This window comes from Shewanella sp. MM_2022_3 (genome assembly GCF_022557375.1).
Lineage (GTDB): Bacteria > Pseudomonadota > Gammaproteobacteria > Enterobacterales > Shewanellaceae > Shewanella > Shewanella xiamenensis.
The window spans coordinates 32,991-52,466 of the sequence record NZ_JAKZGV010000011.1 but is presented as its reverse complement, the minus strand read 5'-3'; the positions used below and the strand labels follow the sequence as shown (position 1 = coordinate 52,466).

Below are 19,476 nucleotides of genomic sequence, written 5' to 3'. Positions count from 1 at the left end.
TTCATCCTATTTAGCTCTCAGGAATCACGAGTGTCTGCCCAAGCTGTACCACATCAGTCTTCATGCCATTAGCACGTATAATGCTAGCCATCGGGACTTTATAGCGCTGGGCAATAGCAGAAAGCGACTCCCCCCGACTCACCTTATGCTTAATATTTCCCGCAGATTTTGTACTTGATGGCGCCGTTGAACTTCCATGATTGCGCTTGGCCAATAAGGTATCAGCCGGTGGGTTGTTTTGGAAATAACGATTAACGCCCTTGTAAATCGCAGTGGCAATACTCTCTTGATGACGGTTGCTGCTCAGCAAACGTTCTTCTTTCGGATTCGAGATAAAGCCCGTTTCCACCAAGATTGACGGAATATCAGGAGACTTTAACACTGCAAAACTGGCTGATTCAGGACGATTCTTATGCAGCTCCGTCACTGCACCTAAATCTTTTAAAATATCCCCAGCAACCGAGTGACCAATGGCCATAGAGCTGTTCATAGACATGTCGAGTAAGGTCATAGCAAGATACTGTTCATTATCAGTATTTTGAATAATTTCCCCAGCACCACCCAGCAACTCTGAGTGTTTCTCTTTTTGTTCTAACCAACGACCAATTTCACTGTTTGCACGGCGCATCGACAATACCCACACAGATGCACCTCGTGGATTGGGTGATGTAAAAGCATCCGCATGAATAGAGATCAGCAAATCTGCTTTACTGTTACGAGCAAGTTCAGAGCGTTTATTCAAATTCACAAAGTAATCACCAGTGCGGATCATCACTGCACGCATTCCAGGTGTGTCGTTAATTTTGCTCGATAACCGTTTTGCAATTTCGAACACGACTTTTTTCTCATAGAGACCGGATGGTCCAATCGAGCCGGGATCATCACCACCATGCCCAGCATCAATCGCGATAACAATATCGCGGGAAGATGGCACACTTTGATTAACGGATTTTTTAACTGAAGTTGAACTCGTGACTGACGGCGAAGCCGTCACAGTTTTATCCTCTAGGTCAACCACAAGCCGATTACCATAAGGGGCCGTCACGGGTAACGAAAATAAGTTCGTATTTAAGGGTTTAACTAAATCAATAACCAGACGTAAATCGCCTTTCGTCGGAGATTTGCTGACTCGTATGCCTTTGACTAACTTACTGTTGTTATCGATATTTTTCAGGCTCAGTTTAGTTGATGCCTTTTTTAGATCGACCACTAAACGATGAGGACCATCGAGGGAAAAATAACTGTAATTGGGCACCTCACTCAAATCGAACACAATTCGTGTCGACTCGGGTGCTGCCCAAATACGCACACCTTCGAGCTGGTTGGCCGCGTGGGCTGCAACAGCAAAAAACGCGCATAAAAAAAGAATAATTCTTTGAAAGTAATACTTATTTTTAGTCATCTTTGTTTTTATTTTATCGCGGCTAATAGCGTTTTACCTGATTCGGTTAAGGCTCGAATATGGATTTCACGTCCTTGGTTAAAATATTTTAAATGTAGGTGGATATCAGCATCGGGTAACAACCCTTCACCTTTGTCAGGCCATTCTACGATACAGAGGCTGCTCTGGGTAAAGTAATCACGGATCCCCATAAACTCTAACTCTTCGGGATCGTTTAAACGATACAAATCAAAATGATAAACTTCGACACCGTCGAGCTCATAAGGTTCAACTAAAGTGTAAGTTGGGCTTTTGACTGCACCTTTATGTCCTAATCCTTGAATCAAACCGCGGCTCAGAGTGGTTTTACCCGCCCCCAAATCCCCCGTTAAATACAGAGTCAAAGGCGCTTGAATATGGCGAGCCAATTTTTGCCCAACCGCAATAGTCTCGTCTTCATTATGTAATTGAAAGGTTAACTCTGTCTCTGTCATGTCCGCTTATATCACTGCCGTTATCGATTAAGGAGGCAATTTAAGCGCGGCAGTCCACACGCGCTTAAATTTTACAGCGCCTAGAGTAAATCACTATTTACTAATTGGCGAATAAAAGGCATCAAATCGCTGGCTAACATGCCACGTTCACCTTGAACCGCAGCAAGATCCGCCGCGCAACCATGAACGACAACGCCAACAACTGTCGCCTGCATATTATCCATACCTTGAGCCATAAGGGCGCCTATAATACCAGATAACACATCACCGCACCCACCACTCGCAAGACCTGGATTACCAACTGGCGCCACGACCATCTGTTTTCCATCAAAAATGATGGTTCCAGCCCCTTTAAGCAGCACAACTCCACCGTATTTTTGCTGCAAAGCACGCACGGCTGCGAATCGATCATGCTCAATATCAGCGACACTGCATCCCAACAGTCGTGCGGCCTCTCCCGGATGGGGCGTGAGTACCCAGTTAGTTTGTCTGCGCGGTTCTTGACTGAGTAAATTCAATGCATCGGCATCGAGTACACAGGGTTTATCGCTTAACCCCGCGGCTTTAAACAAGTTATAACCCCAATCGTGTTTACCTAACCCAGGGCCAAGTACAACCACCTGTGCCCAACCAAGGCGCAGATACACCTCCATATCGACTAGCTCACAACCCCAAAACATTAACTCAGGTCGAGATACATTTACCGTAAGTTGGTGCTCAGGCCGACTGATCACTGTGACTAATCCAGCCCCCGCACGCAAACAAGCTTCACTGGCAAGTCGAATCGCCCCAGCCATGCCAAAGTCACCACCAATCAGGGTCACTTTACCCGATTGACCTTTGTGGCTATCCCTTGCTCTGGCGGCAAAATAGCTTTTTAGGATTTCACCACCCACTCGAGTCGCGCTTTCACCATTAAAAAAAGGAGTTAATCCCAAATCGGCAAAAGCAAGATGACCGCAGTGATGTCTTGCCTTACTGGTGAGTAGGCCTTGTTTTAAACCGCCAAAGCATAAAGTCGCATCCGCCATCACTGCGACTTGAGCGACAACACCGGTATCGGCCAAGATCCCCGAGGGGAGATCCAAACTAAGCACCCAAGCATTACTCTGATTAATCGCATGGATAAGCGCTGCAACCTGTTCTCGCACCGCGCCCTGAACGCCAGTCCCCAGCAATCCGTCGATAAGGATTGGCGCCTGTAAGATCGCATCAATATTAGGAGAATCGACTATCCCACCTTGATTAAGGTAAGCAGAAAGCGCTTGTTCAAATTCTGGCGTACCCTTGGTCTTTAGTAAAAAAACGTGAACCTTATGTCCTGCTTCTAGAGCTAGTCGAGCACAAACGAGGGCATCGGCACCGTTATTACCATTACCTGCGAGTACCAATAATGGCATAGCCCCAAGCTTAGGCTGGCGCACTATCTGCTCTGTTAAATAGTTAAACGCTGCGCATCCAGCACGTTCAACTAATTGATACAACGTAGCTTCCCCTTCTGAAACTGCGAGCAGTTCAGCAGCTCGCACCTGCTCTTGCGTATAAAGCGCTGTGGGTAAACTCGATAAATCTTGTGCCATAGAGGATCTCCTGCGCGACAAAATAACAAAAGGGTGACTCATCTAATCGACCATCGCTATGGATGAACACTAAACAGTTAATGGTCAAATCAACTAATGAGATCAAGAAAGTAGCAAAAAGCTTCGAGAAAAGTTATGACGTAAATCAGATGCCATGCAAAAAGCAGTGAATATGGATAACACTTATCATCCAAAAACAACAAAGCCAGCATTTAGCTGGCTTTCGGTGTTTACACGAACACAGATGAGGTATCGATAGGTTAAATATCGTCCATCCGGATAGTGCTGTGAACTAATCGTTGCTGTTGAGTTTTCTCAACTCGAATTAAGCCTTCTAATGCCGCACGCGCATCTTCAGCGGTGGTTGAGTTGACGGTTTTTTCCAATAAACCAATCAAACGATTTTCTAGGTCGAGATGTAAATTCAACACATCATCTTCGTTCATATTGGCGGGTAACATGGTATCTTGGCAACGCTTAGTAAAATCTTCAAACACAAAGTCTTTATACCAAGTATCGAGTACCCTCGCTGGCGCCTCATCCATATAATCACGCAATTTTTCAGCGACATGCTTTTGATGAGATTCAAAATACTCCAGCATCATCTTTACTCGAGCGGAGTCAGCATAATTGTTCAGTCGGCCATAGAGTTGCGCCATATCTAAGCGGCAGTTCGCCACATACTCAAGTAAATCACGTAATTGTTGAATACGCATATAATGCACTCCAGTGTTAAGCCAACTACTTGGCGCTATTAACTTTGTCTGGATTCATTATGTAAGTAAAAGCGTTACGAATATTTGAGCAAGGTCATAATTTAACTTTCGCAACGCCGTCTAATTTAGGAAATCTTGAAGAAACAAGGTGCAGATCACGCATTAACCTTGCTGTTTTATTTTTTACAAAATAGAAAACATCATCGACAACAGCCGCAGAGCAGGCAAATCCTGCAACACTTAACCGCATTAGTATTAAAAATAACCATGAAAACAAAGGTTAATAAATTGCAGCGATGAACGTGCTCAAAAAATGCATGGAATAATCAACAACGGAACAGACATGTTAAGTGTACAGAAAAGTAAAATAGCGCTATGTCAGTTGCGATAACTTAGTTTGAAATGATGAAGATTTTATGGGGAGACTGACGAGAAAAATTGGAGCGACATATCAGGTTCGAACCGATGACCTATACCTTGAAAAAGAAAGGTATCGCAATATCAAAAGCACAACTGAGCTAATGCAAATTGAGTACTTGATTATGGGGAGATTTAGAAAATTGGAGCGACATATCGGGTTCGAACCGATGACCTATACCTTGGCAAGGTATCGCTCTACCAACTGAGCTAATGTCGCATTTACATTTTAAGACTGTAACCGTCTGAAATTGGAGCGACATATCGGGTTCGAACCGATGACCTATACCTTGGCAAGGTATCGCTCTACCAACTGAGCTAATGTCGCCTTTACTTATTTGACTAGACAATCATGCCCGCATCAAAAAGTTGAGGCCGCATTATATGAAAAATTTATGCGGCTGCAACCCCTTCTTGCAGATTTATCTGCTGATCGGTCAAATTTTAAATACTTTGCTGCGGTAATACTGTAATTCAGCGATCGACTCTTGGATATCTTGCAGCGCTTGATGAGTGTTTTGCTTTTTGAAACCGGCCATAGTTTCAGGGCTCCAACGCTTCACTAGCTCCTTAACCGTGCTTACGTCTAGATTGCGATAATGGAAGTAATCCTCCAATTCACGCATATAACGATTTAAGAAGCGACGGTCCTGCCCCACGCTGTTACCACACATAGGCGAGGCACCCTTAGGCACGTATTGCTCTAAAAATGCGATGGTTTGTGCAACAGCCTGCGCTTCGTTCACTTGGCTGGCACGCACTCTATCGATGAGACCCGATTCACCGTGATGTTTTTGGTTCCAATCATCCATGGCCGCCAGTACTTCATCCGATTGATGAATAGCAATCACTGGCCCCTGACCGATAATATTGAGTTCTTGGTCTGTTACTAAGGTAGCAATTTCAATGACCCTATCGACATCGGGTTCTAACCCAGTCATTTCGAGATCGATCCAAATGAGATTATTTGCGTCTGCCGCCATAATTGCGCCTTATCATGTCAGTTAGCCTAAATTCAGGCTTTTTTATTCAAGAGCGTGTATCATACTGCTTTTTTCAAACACAAAATATCACCTAATTGACGAAGACAAACCAGTGAGTAAAAAGAAACCCCTAAGCCAAGGCCAATTACGCCGTATGCGCGCCAATCACGAGAAACGCCTCAATCGTGACAATGGTGATAAAAATGCGCCTGAGTTACAGGATAGCTCACTCGGCCCAGAACAGAGCGGAACCGTGATCTCCCGCTTTGGTCAACATGCCGATATTGAAACCGAAGATGGCCTGATTGTGCGCTGCAACATTCGCCGCACCATTAGCAGTTTAGTGACTGGCGATAAAGTGATTGTACGCTTAGCTATTGAAAGCCAAGCAAATAGTGGTATAGCTGGCATTGTGGAAGCAGTGCATCCAAGACGCTCTTCCCTCTCGCGCCCCGATTTATACGATGGCGTGAAAATTATCGCCTCGAATATCGACCAAATTTTGATTGTGTCTTCCGTATTACCTAGCTTTACCACCCAGATTATTGACCGCTATTTAGTGGCAGCCGAAGACACAGATATTCCGCCGATCATCATTTTGAACAAAATTGATCTGTTAACGCCGGAAGAAGCCCCCGTCATCGATGCAGCCTTAAAGCGCTACGAAGCCATTGGATATCCAGTATATAAGGTCAGCAGTAAGTTAGGCGAAGGCTTAGATACCATTAAAGCCCTGCTGAAAGATAAAGTGAGCGTATTTGCTGGCCAGTCTGGTGTGGGTAAATCCTCTCTGGTCAATGCCTTACTGCCCGAAGCCGAGCTACTGGTAGGCGATGTCTCCGATAACTCAGGGCTTGGACAACACACCACTACCACCGCTAAGTTGCTACATTTACCGAGTGGTGGTGATTTAATCGACTCCCCCGGCGTACGCGAATTTGCCCTCTGGCACTTACCCGCCCAACGTGTCGGTTGGTGCTTTATCGAATTTCGCGACTTTTTAGGTGGCTGTAAATTCCGCGATTGTAAGCACGGCGATGACCCAGGCTGCGCCTTAAAAGCCGCAGTCGAAGCGGGTAAGATTAGTGAAGATCGCTTTAATAACTATCATCGTATTATCGCAAGCCTTGATGAGCAGCGTCACGCTCGGCAATTTCGCGCCCAAAGCGATGAATAACGAGTACAACAAAGCCATCACAACGAATAGAATTAACGCAAAACAAGTCTCAACCTAAGTTGAGCAACATAAAGGAAAGGAACACAAATTGGATAAAGTTAAAATTGCGCTGCAGTACATGCTGCCAAAGCACCTGTTATCTCGCTTAGTCGGTAAACTTGCCGCTTCCGAAGCTGGCGCATTAACGACTGCCGCGATTAAATGGTTTATCAAGCAATATAAAATCGATATGAGCGAAGCGGCTCAGAGCGAACCTGAGGCTTATAAAAGCTTCAACGACTTTTTTACCCGTGCACTTAAGCCTGGTATTCGCCCAATTAATACTGCGGCCAACATCATGGTGCACCCCGTTGATGGCGCCGTCAGCCAACTTGGCCCCATCAAGGATGGGCGTATTTTCCAAGCCAAGGGCCATCACTATTCTTCGCTCACTCTGCTTGGCGACCAAGCCGAAGATGCCAAACGCTTCGAAGGTGGTGATTTTGCGACAATTTATCTGGCTCCTAAGGATTATCACCGCATCCATATGCCGATTAAAGGCACGCTGTCGAAGATGACCTATGTGCCAGGTGAGTTGTTTTCCGTTAACCCATTAACGGCGCGCCATGTACCAGGCCTGTTTGCTCGCAACGAACGTGTTGTGGCGATTTTTGAAACCGAGCTTGGCCCACTGGCTATGGTATTAGTGGGTGCAACTATTGTGGCGAGCATCGAAACCGTTTGGGCAGGCACTATTACGCCGCCAACCGGTAAGCAAGTATTCACTTGGGAATATCCAACGGTAGGCCCTGACGCGATTACCTTAGAGAAAGGCGAAGAAATGGGTCGCTTCAAGCTTGGCAGTACCGTCGTCATGCTGTTTGCAAAAGAGGCTATCGACACCTTCGCCGAAGGCGTTGAGCCAGAAGCCGTGACTCGTATGGGTCAAGCCTTTGCTAATCTGAAAAATCAGGCGTCAGCCGACTAACTACGGCGACCCAATTGAGCCAGACCAGTAAACCTTCGGGATTAATCGAATTACACTTAGCTGTGCTGATGTTTGGCGGCACAGCGTTGTTTTCAAAGTTAATCCCCTTAAGCGCACTCGATATTACCTTCCTAAGATGTGTAGTCGCGGCGTTAGTGTTGGCATTGCTCATCAAATTCCGCGGTAAATACTTAAGCCTTGCCAGCAAACAGGATTATCTGGTTGCTATCGGCTTAGGAGTGATAGTCAGCTTACACTGGGTCACCTACTTTGCCGCGATGCAACTCTCATCGGTCGCCATCGGCATGATCGCCTTCTTCACCTATCCAGTGATGACGGTGATTGCCGAGCCATTATTAACGGGCAATAAAATCAAGCTGATGGATATTATCAGCGGCATTTTCGTGCTGATAGGTGTTGTACTGCTGATCCCCGAAGCCAATCTTGGCAACGACACGACTCTAGGAATTGCAATCGGTATTCTGTCGGCAATGTTATTTACCGCCCGTAACCTACTGCAAAAACGCTATTTTTCCCAGTATAGTGGCCCCCACGCCATGTTTTATCAAACCTTAGTGGCGGCGGTGTTTCTTATGCCTTGGCATCAAACTGAGTTACAGACTATCTCCCTCGAGACCTGGGGTTTGATTGTGCTGCTCGGGGTCGTGTTTACTGCCGCGCCCCATGCGCTGTTCACCTCGGCATTGCGCCAATTAAGTGCTAAAACAGTAGGACTAGTCTCCTGCCTTCAACCCTTTTATGGGGCCATGTTGGCTTTGCTGATTTTAGGTGAAGCACTGAATGTAAATACTTTGATAGGCGGAACCATCATAGTCGCCACCGCCATCTTTGAAACCCATCAATCCCACCAGTCACAACGGCGAAAAAAGAACATTTGAAACATACCAATCTTGGCCCAAGTTGGCTAAGATGAGTGCGTCTTTCGCCTCTAATTGCTTTTGCCTATATGCCACGTATTTTATTGTTCGTTATTGCTTTTTTGTCTTTTTCTCTCCATGCCAATTCGCCCTTGCAATTGGACAAGCGTCTTGGCCTAAACAACCAAAATCAGCAACAAAATATTAGCATTGACGATCAAATTGTTGAGCTTAAAAACAACATTGACAGACTGGCGGCCAATGCGAGCAGTTTTCAGCAGGCGCAGCTGGATTTTGAAAAAAATAAAAAGGTCATCGATCAGGGCTTAAAAGAGGCCACTAAGCCATTAAAGCTGGATAAAGGAACAGATCTTAACCAGCAAGCCTCGATGGCTTATTTACGCCTATCTGAGTTAAAAGAGAGCGAGGCGGCTCTCGGCAATCAAGTCAACGAACTACTACAGCGGCATAATCTACTGCCTTCCGTCATTGCCAATGCAAGACAAAATGTGCTGCAAAATAAAAAAACGGAATTGGCGCCTATCGATACGCCAGCGGGTGAATTACAGCAAATACAGCGGATTTTCTTCGAACAGAGCCTAGCCACACATGAGGCCGAGCTTGCCAGTAGCCAAAAGCGTATCGAACTTACCCAGCTACAGTTACAGTTAGTTCGCCAGCAATTGAGCCAGCAAGAAGCCTTTATTGAAACTATCAATAAGGCGATCAACAAGCAGCGCCAACAACAAACCGATGCCACGCTGGCCAAGAATTTAGTTGATACCACTAAAGTCATCGATCCGATTACACGCAATATCGCCGATACCAATCAGATCTACGGCCAAAAACTGCAAACCTTAACCTTGCAAATCAATAACGTGGTAGAGCAGCAAGAACAGGCTGAGCTCCAATATCAATCCCAAGCCAAGCAACTCGCTAATATCCAAGAGCAAATTACTTGGGTCAAAATGAACTCCGCCTTTGGCGAACGCTTTTTGCAGATGTTGCAATCGCTGCCCAAACCGCCAAACCATGAAAAACTACAAACTCTTATCGCCGATGCGCGTCTCGACAGGTATCACCTAGAGCAACAGCAGGCACTCAACGAACAAGAACTCGAACAAGCCAATCTCTATAATGAGGGGCAGATTAAGTTGCTGCGCTCACAGCAAGCATTGCTGACTCAGCTAATGCAGAGTTATGACCAGTATTTGAGTGAACTAGGCAAGCTTAAAGTGAATTATCAGCAGCTTAGCCAACAGCACCTGACGCTAAAAAACACCCTAAACGAACATCTATTTTGGGTGCCTAATGCCGCGAGCATTAACAAACTCTGGCTCACCGATATTCAACGTAGCGCCCTATGGCTAATCCAACAGGCACAATGGGGACAACTGAGCAAAGCTTGGCAGGAGCAAAACGACTATTGGTCATGGTGGATCATTCTGCTAGTGCTCTGTTTAGTGGTTCAAGATTTAATAAAACCTAAATTCAATCGATTACTCGGCAACTATGCAACCTATGTGGGTAATGTGACTCAGGATAAATTTATTTATACCTTCAAATCCTTAGTCCTTAGCCTAGGTTATGCCTTAATCAAACCGCTCCCCATAGTGGCAGCAGGATGGATTTTCTATCAATCAGACCGTAACTTTGTGCAAGCGGTCGGCATGGGAATTTTAGCAATAGGATTGGTTTACCTATTGTATCGATTGATTTTTATTCTTGCTCTAGATAAAGGCGTATTGGTAGGTCACTTCAAACGCCCCTCAAAACTGATTCAGGCAGGCCAGCTCAGGCTCAAACACTTTGTATTTGTCGCCAGTCCCTTGCTCGGCATTATGGGCTTTACCGAAATACTCGATGCCTCGCTTATCCGCAACAGCATTGGCCGCGGCGCATTTATCTGTTTTTGTGTGGTGTTATTCTTGTTATACAAGGATATTTTGCTATTAAGCCGGCAAAATAGCGTTGCTCAAAAAGAGGGGAAGAACAAACGGCTGATCCAAAAAATGCTCTGGGCATTGTTGATCGCTGTTCCCCTACTGAGCGCTGGGCTCGCCTTTAGGGGCTACTACTTCACCGCATTCCAAATGCTGTTGCAGTTGCAGCTATCGATCATATTGGGATTAAGCTTTTTACTGCTCTATCAATTAATTAAACGTTGGATGTTGATTGAGCGCCGCCGCATTGCCTTCGACCGCGCGAAAGCGAAACGGGCTGAGCGTTTAGCCCAACGGGAAAAGGGCGAAACACACCATAGCTCCAATGATGGCTTAGATACCTACGAAGAACCCGTAGTCGACCTCGAAACCATTTCGAGTCAGTCCCTTGGATTGGTGCGTTCCTTATTGCTACTGGCGTTTTTAGCCAGCTTGATTGGCCTGTGGACGCAAACCCATACGGCGCTGTTTTCCTTCTTGGATGGCATCACCCTCTGGACCACCAATACCAGCGTCAATGGTGTCGAGCAGCAGCTCCCCATCACCATGAAATCGCTGTTATTCGGCTTAATCATCGTTGGCTTCTCGCTGATGATTGCGACCAATTTACCCGGTTTGCTTGAGCTGATGATCCTACAGCGTCTCGACCTGACACCGGGCACTGGCTTTGCTATCACCACAGTAAGTCGTTATTTAGTGGTGTTTTTAGGCCTGCTGATTGGCTTTTCAAATCTCGGGATGGAATGGTCAAAACTGCAATGGTTGATTGCAGCCTTGTCACTGGGTCTCGGTTTTGGTTTGCAGGAGATTTTTGCCAACTTTATCTCGGGTTTGATTATTCTGTTCGAAAAGCCAGTGCGTATTGGCGATACGGTGACAATCCGCGATCTCACCGGGACTGTGAGTAAAATCCAGATCCGTGCCACCACCATTATCGACTGGGACAGAAAGGAAATTATCATTCCTAACAAGGCTTTTATTACCGAGCAATTGATTAACTGGTCGCTGTCGGACCCTATTACCCGTGTCATTGTTTATGTGTCGGTTGCCCGCGATTCGGATCCAGCAAAAGTGGAAGCAACGCTTTATCAAGCTGTTCAGGAATGCGAAGATGCGCTGCCGAATCCAGAGCCAGAAGTGTGGTTTGCGGGCTTTGGTAAACATACTCAAGACTATGAAGTACGAGCCTATGCAAAAGATATGTCGGCACGCTGGCCACTACGCCACGATCTGCATAAACGCATTACCCGTAAGCTTAAAGAAAACAACTTGGAACTCGCCTATCCGCAAATGGAAATCCATATTAAAAATGGCCAAACTCGCGATCAGGTCGGCATAATCCGCAGTTAATAGGAAAAATCACATGCTTATTTTTGCTCACCGTGGTGCCAGCGGTTATGTGGCGGAAAATACCTTAGCCGCCATGGCCAAAGCGATTGAATTAGGCGCCAAAGCCATTGAGTTGGATGTGCACAATGTCGAAGGTGAGTTAGTCGTATTTCATGACCGCAGGCTCGACAATAAAAGCTCAGGCCAAGGCATTATCCATTTAGTAAGTAGGGACTACCTAGAGCAAGTCACGGTTAAAGGCGAACCCATTCCCACACTTTGGCAAGTGCTCGAACTGGTCGCAGGTCGCGCCACAGTAAACATTGAACTTAAAGGCGTAAATACAGTAACGCCACTCCTCGAACTTTATCCAAAAGCCATCACCGAGCTAGGGTTCAGTACCGAGCAATTACTGATTTCCTCCTTTAATCATCCTTATTTACAGCAAGTTAAACAGGCTCTACCACAGGCATTAGTGGCACCCTTGCTCGCCAGTATTCCCCTCGATGGCGCAGCGGTCGTAAGCGAGCTAAACGCATATTCTTTGCATTTAGATGTGAGTTTTATCAGCCAAGCTCTAGTGGATGACGCCCACCAAAGAGGCGCTAAGGTGTATGTTTACACCGTCGATCACCGCGATGATATTCATGCACTTAAGCAGCTTGGTGTCGATGGCATCTTCAGCAATTACCCCGACCGTGCGATGCAGGCGCTAGCACACCCGACCAATACAGACTATCGCGGTTATTTCGAATAACCGCATTTCACGGACTTAACGCCTTAAGCTTGGCTATTTCGCTGTGCCCAATAGCCGATAAAAATAAACATGGCGACGATCAGCAAAAACATCCAATGGGATGGCATGGCAACGATTTGCCTTGCCACCCAAGGCGTGGCTTTAACGATCAATAGGCCATAACCAAAGGCATTCACAATGATAAAAACCAAGGTTCGCAGGATAAAAGAGTGACCAACTAAATGCCGTCTGATGATGCGATTCATATCGGCTGAAAACACTAAAATCAAACACACCACCATGGCCGTGGCGATATCGAAGGACCAAGGACGCAACATATTTCCTAAATGGCCAATAATGGCGACTAACTGATCAAACATAAGACTCAACCTAAATAGCGCTGCAAAAATAAAACAAGACAGCAGCATATTGAAAAATAAAGACAACCAAGCATAAAGGGAGACGACATGGGGCACAAGTTACTCTTACTCACTAAGGCGAATGAACAATATCGCCAGCTCATTGAGGCGCAGCAGTTGCCCGACCTTGAGTTGCTTGATGATAATCCCACCAATATTACACAGGCCGATATCTGGCTTGCCGAACCCAAACTTGCCGCGCCACTACTGCCGCATGCAAAGCAGTTGCAATGGCTGCAATCCAGTTTTGCGGGCATTGATGCCCTGATGGGCCCAAGGGCGAGAAAGGATTATCAACTTACCAACATCAAAGGGATTTTTGGCCCCTTAATGAGCGAATATCTATTCGGTTATCTGCTCGCCCACGTGCGAGGACACCATTTCTACCAAGCGCAACAGCGGCAAAAAATTTGGCAAGTACAAAGTGCTACGCGCACCAGTTTACAAGGGATGCGATTATTACTCTTAGGCACAGGTTCCATCGCCCAGCACGTGGCCAAGACGGCTAAACAGTTCGGCATTCATGTTACTGGGATAAACCGCAGCGGCCGTGAGGTCGAGGGCTTTGATGTAATTTTGCCGCTCTCACAGCTCGCACAATGCTTAAGCCACAACGATGTGGTCACTAACTTACTGCCAAGTACACCAGAAACGCGCCAGCTTCTGAATGAGTCAATGCTCGCTAAGCTCAAAGCCGATGCGATTTTGGTAAATGTTGGCCGCGGTGATGTACTCGATCTCGATGCCCTCAATGCCCAGCTGATTGCCCAACCTGCGCAGCATGCCATTCTCGATGTGTTCATACAGGAGCCACTCCCTGCAACGCATCCGATTTGGGAGAGGCCAAACGTCATTATCACGCCCCATATCTCAGCGCCGAGTCAACCTGAGCAAATCGTTCGTATTTTTAGCGACAACTATCGCCGCTATATCGCCGCCGAGCCGCTACAAAATCAGGTCAATTTTACTCAGGGCTATTAATCGAGGCTCAATCCCTACGGCAGAAAAGAAAAGGCAATCAAAGATTGATTGCCTTTTGATTCAAAATTTTGGATAGCGACGATACTAAACTTTAAAACTGCGTTTTAAAAACTGCCCAACCAACACGGTATGGGAATCCATTTCGCTGATCACTTCATCATTGAGGTCAACCATTTCACAGCCAAGTTGGTGGCTGGAATGGGTAAACTGAGACACATTAACCACGCTTCGGTTCATCTCATTCGCCACACTCGATTGCTCTTCCACCGCACTGGCAATATGGTGATTCATATCGGTAATGGTCACTATGGCCTCACGTATGGTACGCAGCGCCGCACCGGCTAAATCTGCCGTGGTAATACATTCGGAGGCAGCTTCAACCCCTTCATGCATACTTTGCACAGCTTTATTTGTCCCCTGCTGCAACAGATTAATCATACTGTGGATTTCCTTTGTTGCATCATGGGTACGTTTCGCTAACGCCCGCACCTCATCGGCAACAACCGCAAAACCACGTCCTTGCTCCCCTGCCCGCGCCGCTTCAATGGCGGCATTTAATGCCAATAGGTTTGTTTGCTCTGCAATGCTTTGAATGACATCCAGCACCCTACCAATATCTTTACTATGCCCTTCTAATTCACTGATTACTTTCGAGGTTTCGTGCAACTGTTGCGCCATGGCCTGAATAGATTGAATCGTACTCAGCACAGTTTTATCGCCGTTGATTGTTTGCTCTGATGCCATCTGCGAAGCGCTCGCCGCATCGGCACAGTTAGAAGACATATCACCAAGGGTTGCTGTCATTTGCTGCATTGCAGTTGCTACTTGCTCGATCTCAGAAAGCTGTGACTGGCTTGTATTTTGAATTTCTTCGCCTTTTGCCGCTGATACTTTGGCTTCTTGAGTCACCTTATCGCAGGAATCACGGGCACGACCGAGCACAGATTTTAACTCTGAGTTTTGCATTTGCAGTGCAAGTTCTATCGAGCCAACATCATCGGATTGTCCAGTGTAGATATATGCCATTAAAGGGTTATCGTAGATTTTCTTCGCCTTAGCGACCAAAGCCCGATACCGACCTAAAATCAAATTACCGCCAATAAAAAGCACTAAGGCACTGATGGCTAGCGCCATAAATCCCACCACTCCCACTTGCAGCGCCAAATACAGCATGGGCAACAAAGCCGCAAACACTAAAAGCGCTAACTTAGTTGGCATATCCAAGATTCGTTTTAACGCGTTAACATGGCCGCTTTTATTTAACTCGGCGTAGGCCGCCTCTGCTCTGTTGATCTGTTCGCGGCTGGGTTTAGTACGTACCGACTGAAACTCGGCCACCTGACCATTAATAACAATGGGAGATACATAAGCATCAACCCAATAATGGTCACCATTGGCGCAGCGGTTTTTAACAATGCCTTTCCAAGGTTCTCCTTTACGGATAGTTTTCCAGAGGTCTTCAAACGCTTGAGGGGGCATATCGGGGTGACGCACCATATTGTGGGGTTGCCCCAACATCTCATTGAGGGTATATCCCGCTACAGTGCAAAAGGATTGATTGGCGTAGGTTATATGACTCTGAGTGTCAGTGGTTGACAGTAAAATCCAATCCGCTGGATAGTCATATTCACGTTGTGTTACAGGCAAATTTTTTCTCATGATAACCCTTGGATCTATTATGAATTTATTATTCAGTCATCCATGAGCTATCCTTCCCTGATACCAATTCAATCATCCATTTTGATCTAAACACTCAGCCTTGATTCACGCTCTTTGAGATTAGCTCAAAAAATGTGCTAAAGGTAACAAAATAGAAAATTGAGAAAACAAGACCACCAACAATATTGCATTTGATAAGCGTTTTCATTTAGAATTAGCCCAACTTATGTTGGAGTTCCAAAAATGTACGTTTGTCTTTGTCACGCCATCACAGATACTCAGATCAAAAACGCAGTAAGCCAAGGCGATACAAGTCTTGCTGACGTTAAAAAGCGTTTAGGCGTTGCCGATCAATGCGGCAAATGCGCAAGAATGGCCGTACAAATCATCCAAAACCAACTCGAAATCGAACCTAATTACTACGAAGTCGCTTAACTTAGAATCTTCAACCCCTTTAAGCAAAACATCATTTTTGTGTTCACTGATATTCCTAATCGCTAACATCCACATCGTTTTGAGATATTGCACAATATCAAGCTTAAAAACAGATATTGCCGCACATCCCCTTAATGGGACATCCCACTCAGTCAACAGCACAAATGCTTGTCGCTCAATGGGATGCACTCTGTTTATCGGCGTTTTAATAAATACGCAGCTTCATTCAACCAAGGGACTTCTTTCTTAACAAACCTCGGGTTGTCCGCAAGCACGTCCTGACAATCCAAGAGCTGGATTTCAAAATCGTCACTTAAATGTGTTTCTACCCAAGTTGGCGACACCGCAAAAGGTGGCCCACTTAAAGCGTCCTGCGGGTAGTCTAAGGTCACCAATAAACCAACACTGCCCGAAGGCAATAACTGCGCTAATTGCTTGGCATATTGCGCCCGCATACTCTCAGGCCAGGCAATCAAGGCCGCGCGATCATAAAAACCACTCACTTGCGCCGTAATAGACTGAGGTAAGGTGAAGATATCGCCTTGATACAAACTTATCTGTTCGGTTTGGTAATGCTGATGTTCGCCTTCTGCACTTTGCTGCATTGGCAATTGGTTATCGCTAAAAAACTGTTGCACAGCGAGTTCATTCAACTCACAACCAATCACTTGATGCCCCTGCTCGGCTAAAAAACACATATCCAAAGACTTACCACACAGGGGAACAAAAACCTTGGCATCGGCGGGAAGCGCCAATTGATGCCAATACGTGACGAGGAAAGGATTAACGTCTTGTTGATGAAAACCAATCTGTTGTTGCTGCCACTTCTCGTGCCAAAAACCAGGTTCCATAGGTATATCTCAAAAGGCTAAAGTTATCCTTACTCTAATGGCATTTACGAGTGGATGCAAAATCTCAAATACGGCAAGTTAATCATAGCGATGGAAATAGTTAATGATTAAGACAATGCTTCTTGCACCCGGCGTAACCAAGCACAGTTATCACATTGGCATTGGCGACGGGAAAGATGGTGTGGGCTGAGTGAAGAATCAATAAAGTCGACGGCAATAAGCAATTGCTGCTTAAGCTCGGAGATGGATTTTTGTTCGACGGCCACCAGCTCATCATTCTGGTTCATCCAGATACACTCCATACCTTGGTGGCATGTTAGACACTGCTCATCGCTATCATTAAAAAATACCGCATGTGGACAATGAGTCACTTCCATTGACTGTAAAATTCGCTTACGCGGAAACTCTAATAACTCGATCAATAAAGCCTTATCTGGGGCGGGCATATGCCCTCCTTAAATCCACTTTGTCCACGGGAAATTTAACAAAAATATATCCCAATCCAATGTGCTTAAGATTACCTAGACTCTATACGATTTAACTTGATATAAATCAAAGTCAGCGACGAAATGATGGGATAGGTGAGCCGCAAACAGTGCGCATTTTATCCTCTTAAAATAAATCACCGCTCCTATTTGCTTAACATACCCGCTTGCTGTTTAAATAACCCAAACAAGGAGCCTCGCATTGCAAACACCCCAACTACAACATTTTTACATTTCCGAAGAGCAATCGATTTATTTGCTCAAGGCTAACGATGCCCGCAAGCACAAGGCATGGATCCGTTTATGTAAACAACAGTTAAGTAAGTTGGGTTATCGAGACATTGAGTTTATCGGTAAGGGGGCTTATGGCTTTGTGTTTGCGGGAATTAATCAGGCCGACGAAGCCCATGTATTTAAATTCTCAAGAATTAATCTGCCGCAGCATATTCAAGACCGCTTAGAGGAAGAAGCCTTTATGCTGTCCTTGCTCAAACACCCCAACATTCCGGGGGCGATCAAATTTGAACGGGTCGGCAAACAAGGGATTTTAGTGATGGAGCGGGCTAAAGGTGAAGATTTGGAGCAACTTTGCCGCCGCTTAGGCGCTCTGCCTCCCGCAATGGTAATGAGTATCGCCCGCCAACTCGCCGATATTCTCTACTATCTGCGCACTGGCAAACCCTTAGTACATGGCGATATTAAACCCTCTAATCTTGTTTATGATATTGAAAGCCAACACTTATCCTTAATCGACTGGGGCTCAGCCGTATTTGCACAACGGGATGAATATAACAAGGCCGTCGAAGACAATGTGATGACACTGATGTCGAGCGATCAGCAACACACCAATGCTCGCATGGGAGATGTGTATTTTATTGGAGAAGAACAGCTAAACGGCGCACTCTCCAGCCCACGCTTTGACGAGCAAGGCGTCGCAGCAACTTTATATGCCTTAGCCTCTGGACAAGCCAGTCGGTTCGGTGCGCAGGTTATCCCGCCCACCAGCATTGGCTTACCGATGGAATTAGCGCGCACCTTGGAAGGCATGCTCAGTAGTGATGCCGTGCAGCGCAATCTAGCGGGAGATTATTTTCTCAAAAGCATGCGCCACAGCCATAGATTGCACTTACCTGAATTGCCAAAAGCTGAGCTGATGGGGGACATCCCCGTCTGGGTCCAATCCCGTGAAAAAGATGTCGAAACCGTCAGTTACAGTTCGCGTAAATCATTCTTAAAAGAACATAATGCTTACGATCCCATCGCCAAGATGGACGATATTCAACTCGAAAAATACTATCGCAACTTCTTAGCTGGCATGGGCGACACCGAAAAAGGCTTTATCGCCGCCGTGGGTCGTCTAGGCCAATATCCGATCGTGGGCGGACTAGCGATTCATTGGCAAGAAACCGGCGTGTTTATTGATTCTAATCTTGCCATTTACGATGCCAAACAAAAAAGCGCGCTCATCATCGCCGTTAATAATATGGTGACCCTCGCACGGGGAATTAAACGGATCGGCGTCTTTAAGGCCTGCTTTTTTAACGCCAGGGATACGCTGCATATCGAGCGTGAAAACATTCACGAACCTTTTGTCGCCAGTGCCGATTTACAACTGCCCTTTGAAGTGGGCGATGTGCCAACCCTCGAGGATAAATCGCGGCTGCATTCTTACTTTGAAGATGGTAAGGATCCGGATGAAAACCTTGAACTACCGAACGAAATTATGGAGGAATTGGCGAGGATCAACCAAATCCACCATACGGGTTGCATTATTTTTGAAGCCCTACCGAACCACTTAAAGATCCACAGTTACTTAAAGTTGCTCAACCCGCGTAAACAGGCGGCGTTTCGCGCCAGCCTCGACCGCATTTTGCATTATGTCGGTAAAATTCAAGGTCATGGCGTTTCCGGCTTTATGAAACTGCCCTATAAAAATACCCGTCGCTTTACCCATATTGAACGTAAGCCCGAGTATTTTTATCCTAAAAATCCAAAAGAAATAGGCGCTTAACGATTCTCTTCGTTAGCGCCTATTATGCTGATAG

17 protein-coding genes and 2 tRNA genes are annotated in these 19,476 nt (G+C 45.9%); 8 read left to right on the top strand and 11 right to left on the bottom strand.

The genetic code is table 11. The features are described from left to right. Positions 1 to 10 precede the first annotated feature (10 nt). The 7 genes from MMG82_RS08795 to orn all read right to left on the bottom strand — a co-directional run bounded on the left by MMG82_RS08795 (position 11) and on the right by orn (position 5,571). Positions 11 to 1,402, bottom strand: a complete 1,392-nt coding sequence (locus MMG82_RS08795) for an N-acetylmuramoyl-L-alanine amidase (RefSeq protein ID WP_047539756.1) — start codon at positions 1,400 to 1,402, stop codon at positions 11 to 13. 8 nt (positions 1,403 to 1,410) lie between these two features. Further along, a complete protein-coding gene (gene tsaE / locus MMG82_RS08790) occupies positions 1,411 to 1,875 on the bottom strand; it encodes a tRNA (adenosine(37)-N6)-threonylcarbamoyltransferase complex ATPase subunit type 1 TsaE (RefSeq protein ID WP_037414194.1) in 465 nt (154 codons plus the stop codon). An 80-nt stretch (positions 1,876 to 1,955) separates the two neighbouring features. Beyond that, positions 1,956 to 3,455: a bifunctional ADP-dependent NAD(P)H-hydrate dehydratase/NAD(P)H-hydrate epimerase gene (locus MMG82_RS08785; protein WP_047539754.1), complete on the bottom strand. Its 1,500-nt coding sequence runs from the start codon at positions 3,453 to 3,455 to the stop codon at positions 1,956 to 1,958. A gap of 260 nt (positions 3,456 to 3,715) precedes the next feature. Then, on the bottom strand, positions 3,716 to 4,171 hold the full coding sequence (locus MMG82_RS08780; RefSeq protein WP_240292544.1) for a hypothetical protein: 456 nt from the start codon (positions 4,169 to 4,171) through the stop codon (positions 3,716 to 3,718). A 561-nt stretch (positions 4,172 to 4,732) separates the two neighbouring features. Beyond that, positions 4,733 to 4,808: transfer RNA gene (locus MMG82_RS08775), tRNA-Gly, on the bottom strand. Positions 4,809 to 4,840: 32 nt separating this feature from the next. Continuing rightward, positions 4,841 to 4,916: transfer RNA gene (locus tag MMG82_RS08770), tRNA-Gly, on the bottom strand. 109 nt (positions 4,917 to 5,025) lie between these two features. Next, entirely contained in the window at positions 5,026 to 5,571 is a 546-nt protein-coding gene (orn, locus tag MMG82_RS08765; RefSeq protein ID WP_011621392.1) for an oligoribonuclease, read from the bottom strand. Between the two features lie 112 nt (positions 5,572 to 5,683). On the opposite strand from orn, the gene rsgA reads away from it, so the two are divergent. From rsgA to MMG82_RS08740, 5 genes are all read left to right on the top strand, one after another. Next, on the top strand, positions 5,684 to 6,748 hold the full coding sequence (rsgA, locus tag MMG82_RS08760) for a small ribosomal subunit biogenesis GTPase RsgA (protein WP_241406759.1): 1,065 nt from the start codon (positions 5,684 to 5,686) through the stop codon (positions 6,746 to 6,748). 88 nt (positions 6,749 to 6,836) lie between these two features. Beyond that, entirely contained in the window at positions 6,837 to 7,715 is an 879-nt protein-coding gene (gene asd, locus MMG82_RS08755) for an archaetidylserine decarboxylase (protein WP_241406758.1), read from the top strand. A gap of 14 nt (positions 7,716 to 7,729) precedes the next feature. Further along, positions 7,730 to 8,614 carry a DMT family transporter gene (locus tag MMG82_RS08750; protein WP_088586178.1) on the top strand — a complete coding sequence of 295 codons (885 nt, stop codon included), beginning with the start codon at positions 7,730 to 7,732 and terminating at the stop codon, positions 8,612 to 8,614. A gap of 68 nt (positions 8,615 to 8,682) precedes the next feature. Beyond that, entirely contained in the window at positions 8,683 to 11,886 is a 3,204-nt protein-coding gene (locus MMG82_RS08745) for a mechanosensitive ion channel domain-containing protein (RefSeq protein ID WP_047540141.1), read from the top strand. Positions 11,887 to 11,899: 13 nt separating this feature from the next. Further along, the gene (locus MMG82_RS08740) at positions 11,900 to 12,622 is read left to right on the top strand and encodes a glycerophosphodiester phosphodiesterase (protein WP_240292548.1); all 723 of its coding nucleotides are present in this window, start codon (positions 11,900 to 11,902) and stop codon (positions 12,620 to 12,622) included. Positions 12,623 to 12,645: 23 nt separating this feature from the next. On the opposite strand, the gene MMG82_RS08735 is transcribed toward MMG82_RS08740, so the two are convergent. Beyond that, complete coding sequence (locus tag MMG82_RS08735) at positions 12,646 to 12,981, bottom strand: DUF3392 domain-containing protein (RefSeq protein ID WP_037414115.1); 336 nt, start codon at positions 12,979 to 12,981, stop codon at positions 12,646 to 12,648. 87 nt (positions 12,982 to 13,068) lie between these two features. Between MMG82_RS08735 and MMG82_RS08730 the strand changes: the two genes are divergently transcribed. Further along, positions 13,069 to 14,001: a D-2-hydroxyacid dehydrogenase gene (locus tag MMG82_RS08730; protein ID WP_241406757.1), complete on the top strand. Its 933-nt coding sequence runs from the start codon at positions 13,069 to 13,071 to the stop codon at positions 13,999 to 14,001. Positions 14,002 to 14,085: 84 nt separating this feature from the next. Here MMG82_RS08730 and MMG82_RS08725 read toward each other — a convergent pair whose 3' ends face one another. Continuing rightward, positions 14,086 to 15,660, bottom strand: coding sequence for a PAS domain-containing methyl-accepting chemotaxis protein (locus MMG82_RS08725; protein ID WP_037414119.1), 1,575 nt, complete (start codon positions 15,658 to 15,660; stop codon positions 14,086 to 14,088). A 243-nt stretch (positions 15,661 to 15,903) separates the two neighbouring features. Here MMG82_RS08725 and MMG82_RS08720 point away from each other — a divergent pair, with 243 nt between their 5' ends. Beyond that, positions 15,904 to 16,095, top strand: coding sequence for a bacterioferritin-associated ferredoxin (locus MMG82_RS08720; protein ID WP_037414050.1), 192 nt, complete (start codon positions 15,904 to 15,906; stop codon positions 16,093 to 16,095). Positions 16,096 to 16,289: 194 nt separating this feature from the next. On the opposite strand, the gene MMG82_RS08715 is transcribed toward MMG82_RS08720, so the two are convergent. Both MMG82_RS08715 and MMG82_RS08710 read right to left on the bottom strand, forming a co-directional pair. Continuing rightward, on the bottom strand, positions 16,290 to 16,946 hold the full coding sequence (locus MMG82_RS08715; RefSeq protein ID WP_037414052.1) for a thiopurine S-methyltransferase: 657 nt from the start codon (positions 16,944 to 16,946) through the stop codon (positions 16,290 to 16,292). Between the two features lie 107 nt (positions 16,947 to 17,053). Continuing rightward, entirely contained in the window at positions 17,054 to 17,392 is a 339-nt protein-coding gene (locus MMG82_RS08710) for a hypothetical protein (RefSeq protein ID WP_037414054.1), read from the bottom strand. A gap of 241 nt (positions 17,393 to 17,633) precedes the next feature. Here MMG82_RS08710 and MMG82_RS08705 point away from each other — a divergent pair, with 241 nt between their 5' ends. Continuing rightward, positions 17,634 to 19,442 carry a protein kinase gene (locus MMG82_RS08705; protein WP_172589831.1) on the top strand — a complete coding sequence of 603 codons (1,809 nt, stop codon included), beginning with the start codon at positions 17,634 to 17,636 and terminating at the stop codon, positions 19,440 to 19,442. Positions 19,443 to 19,476 lie beyond the last annotated feature (34 nt).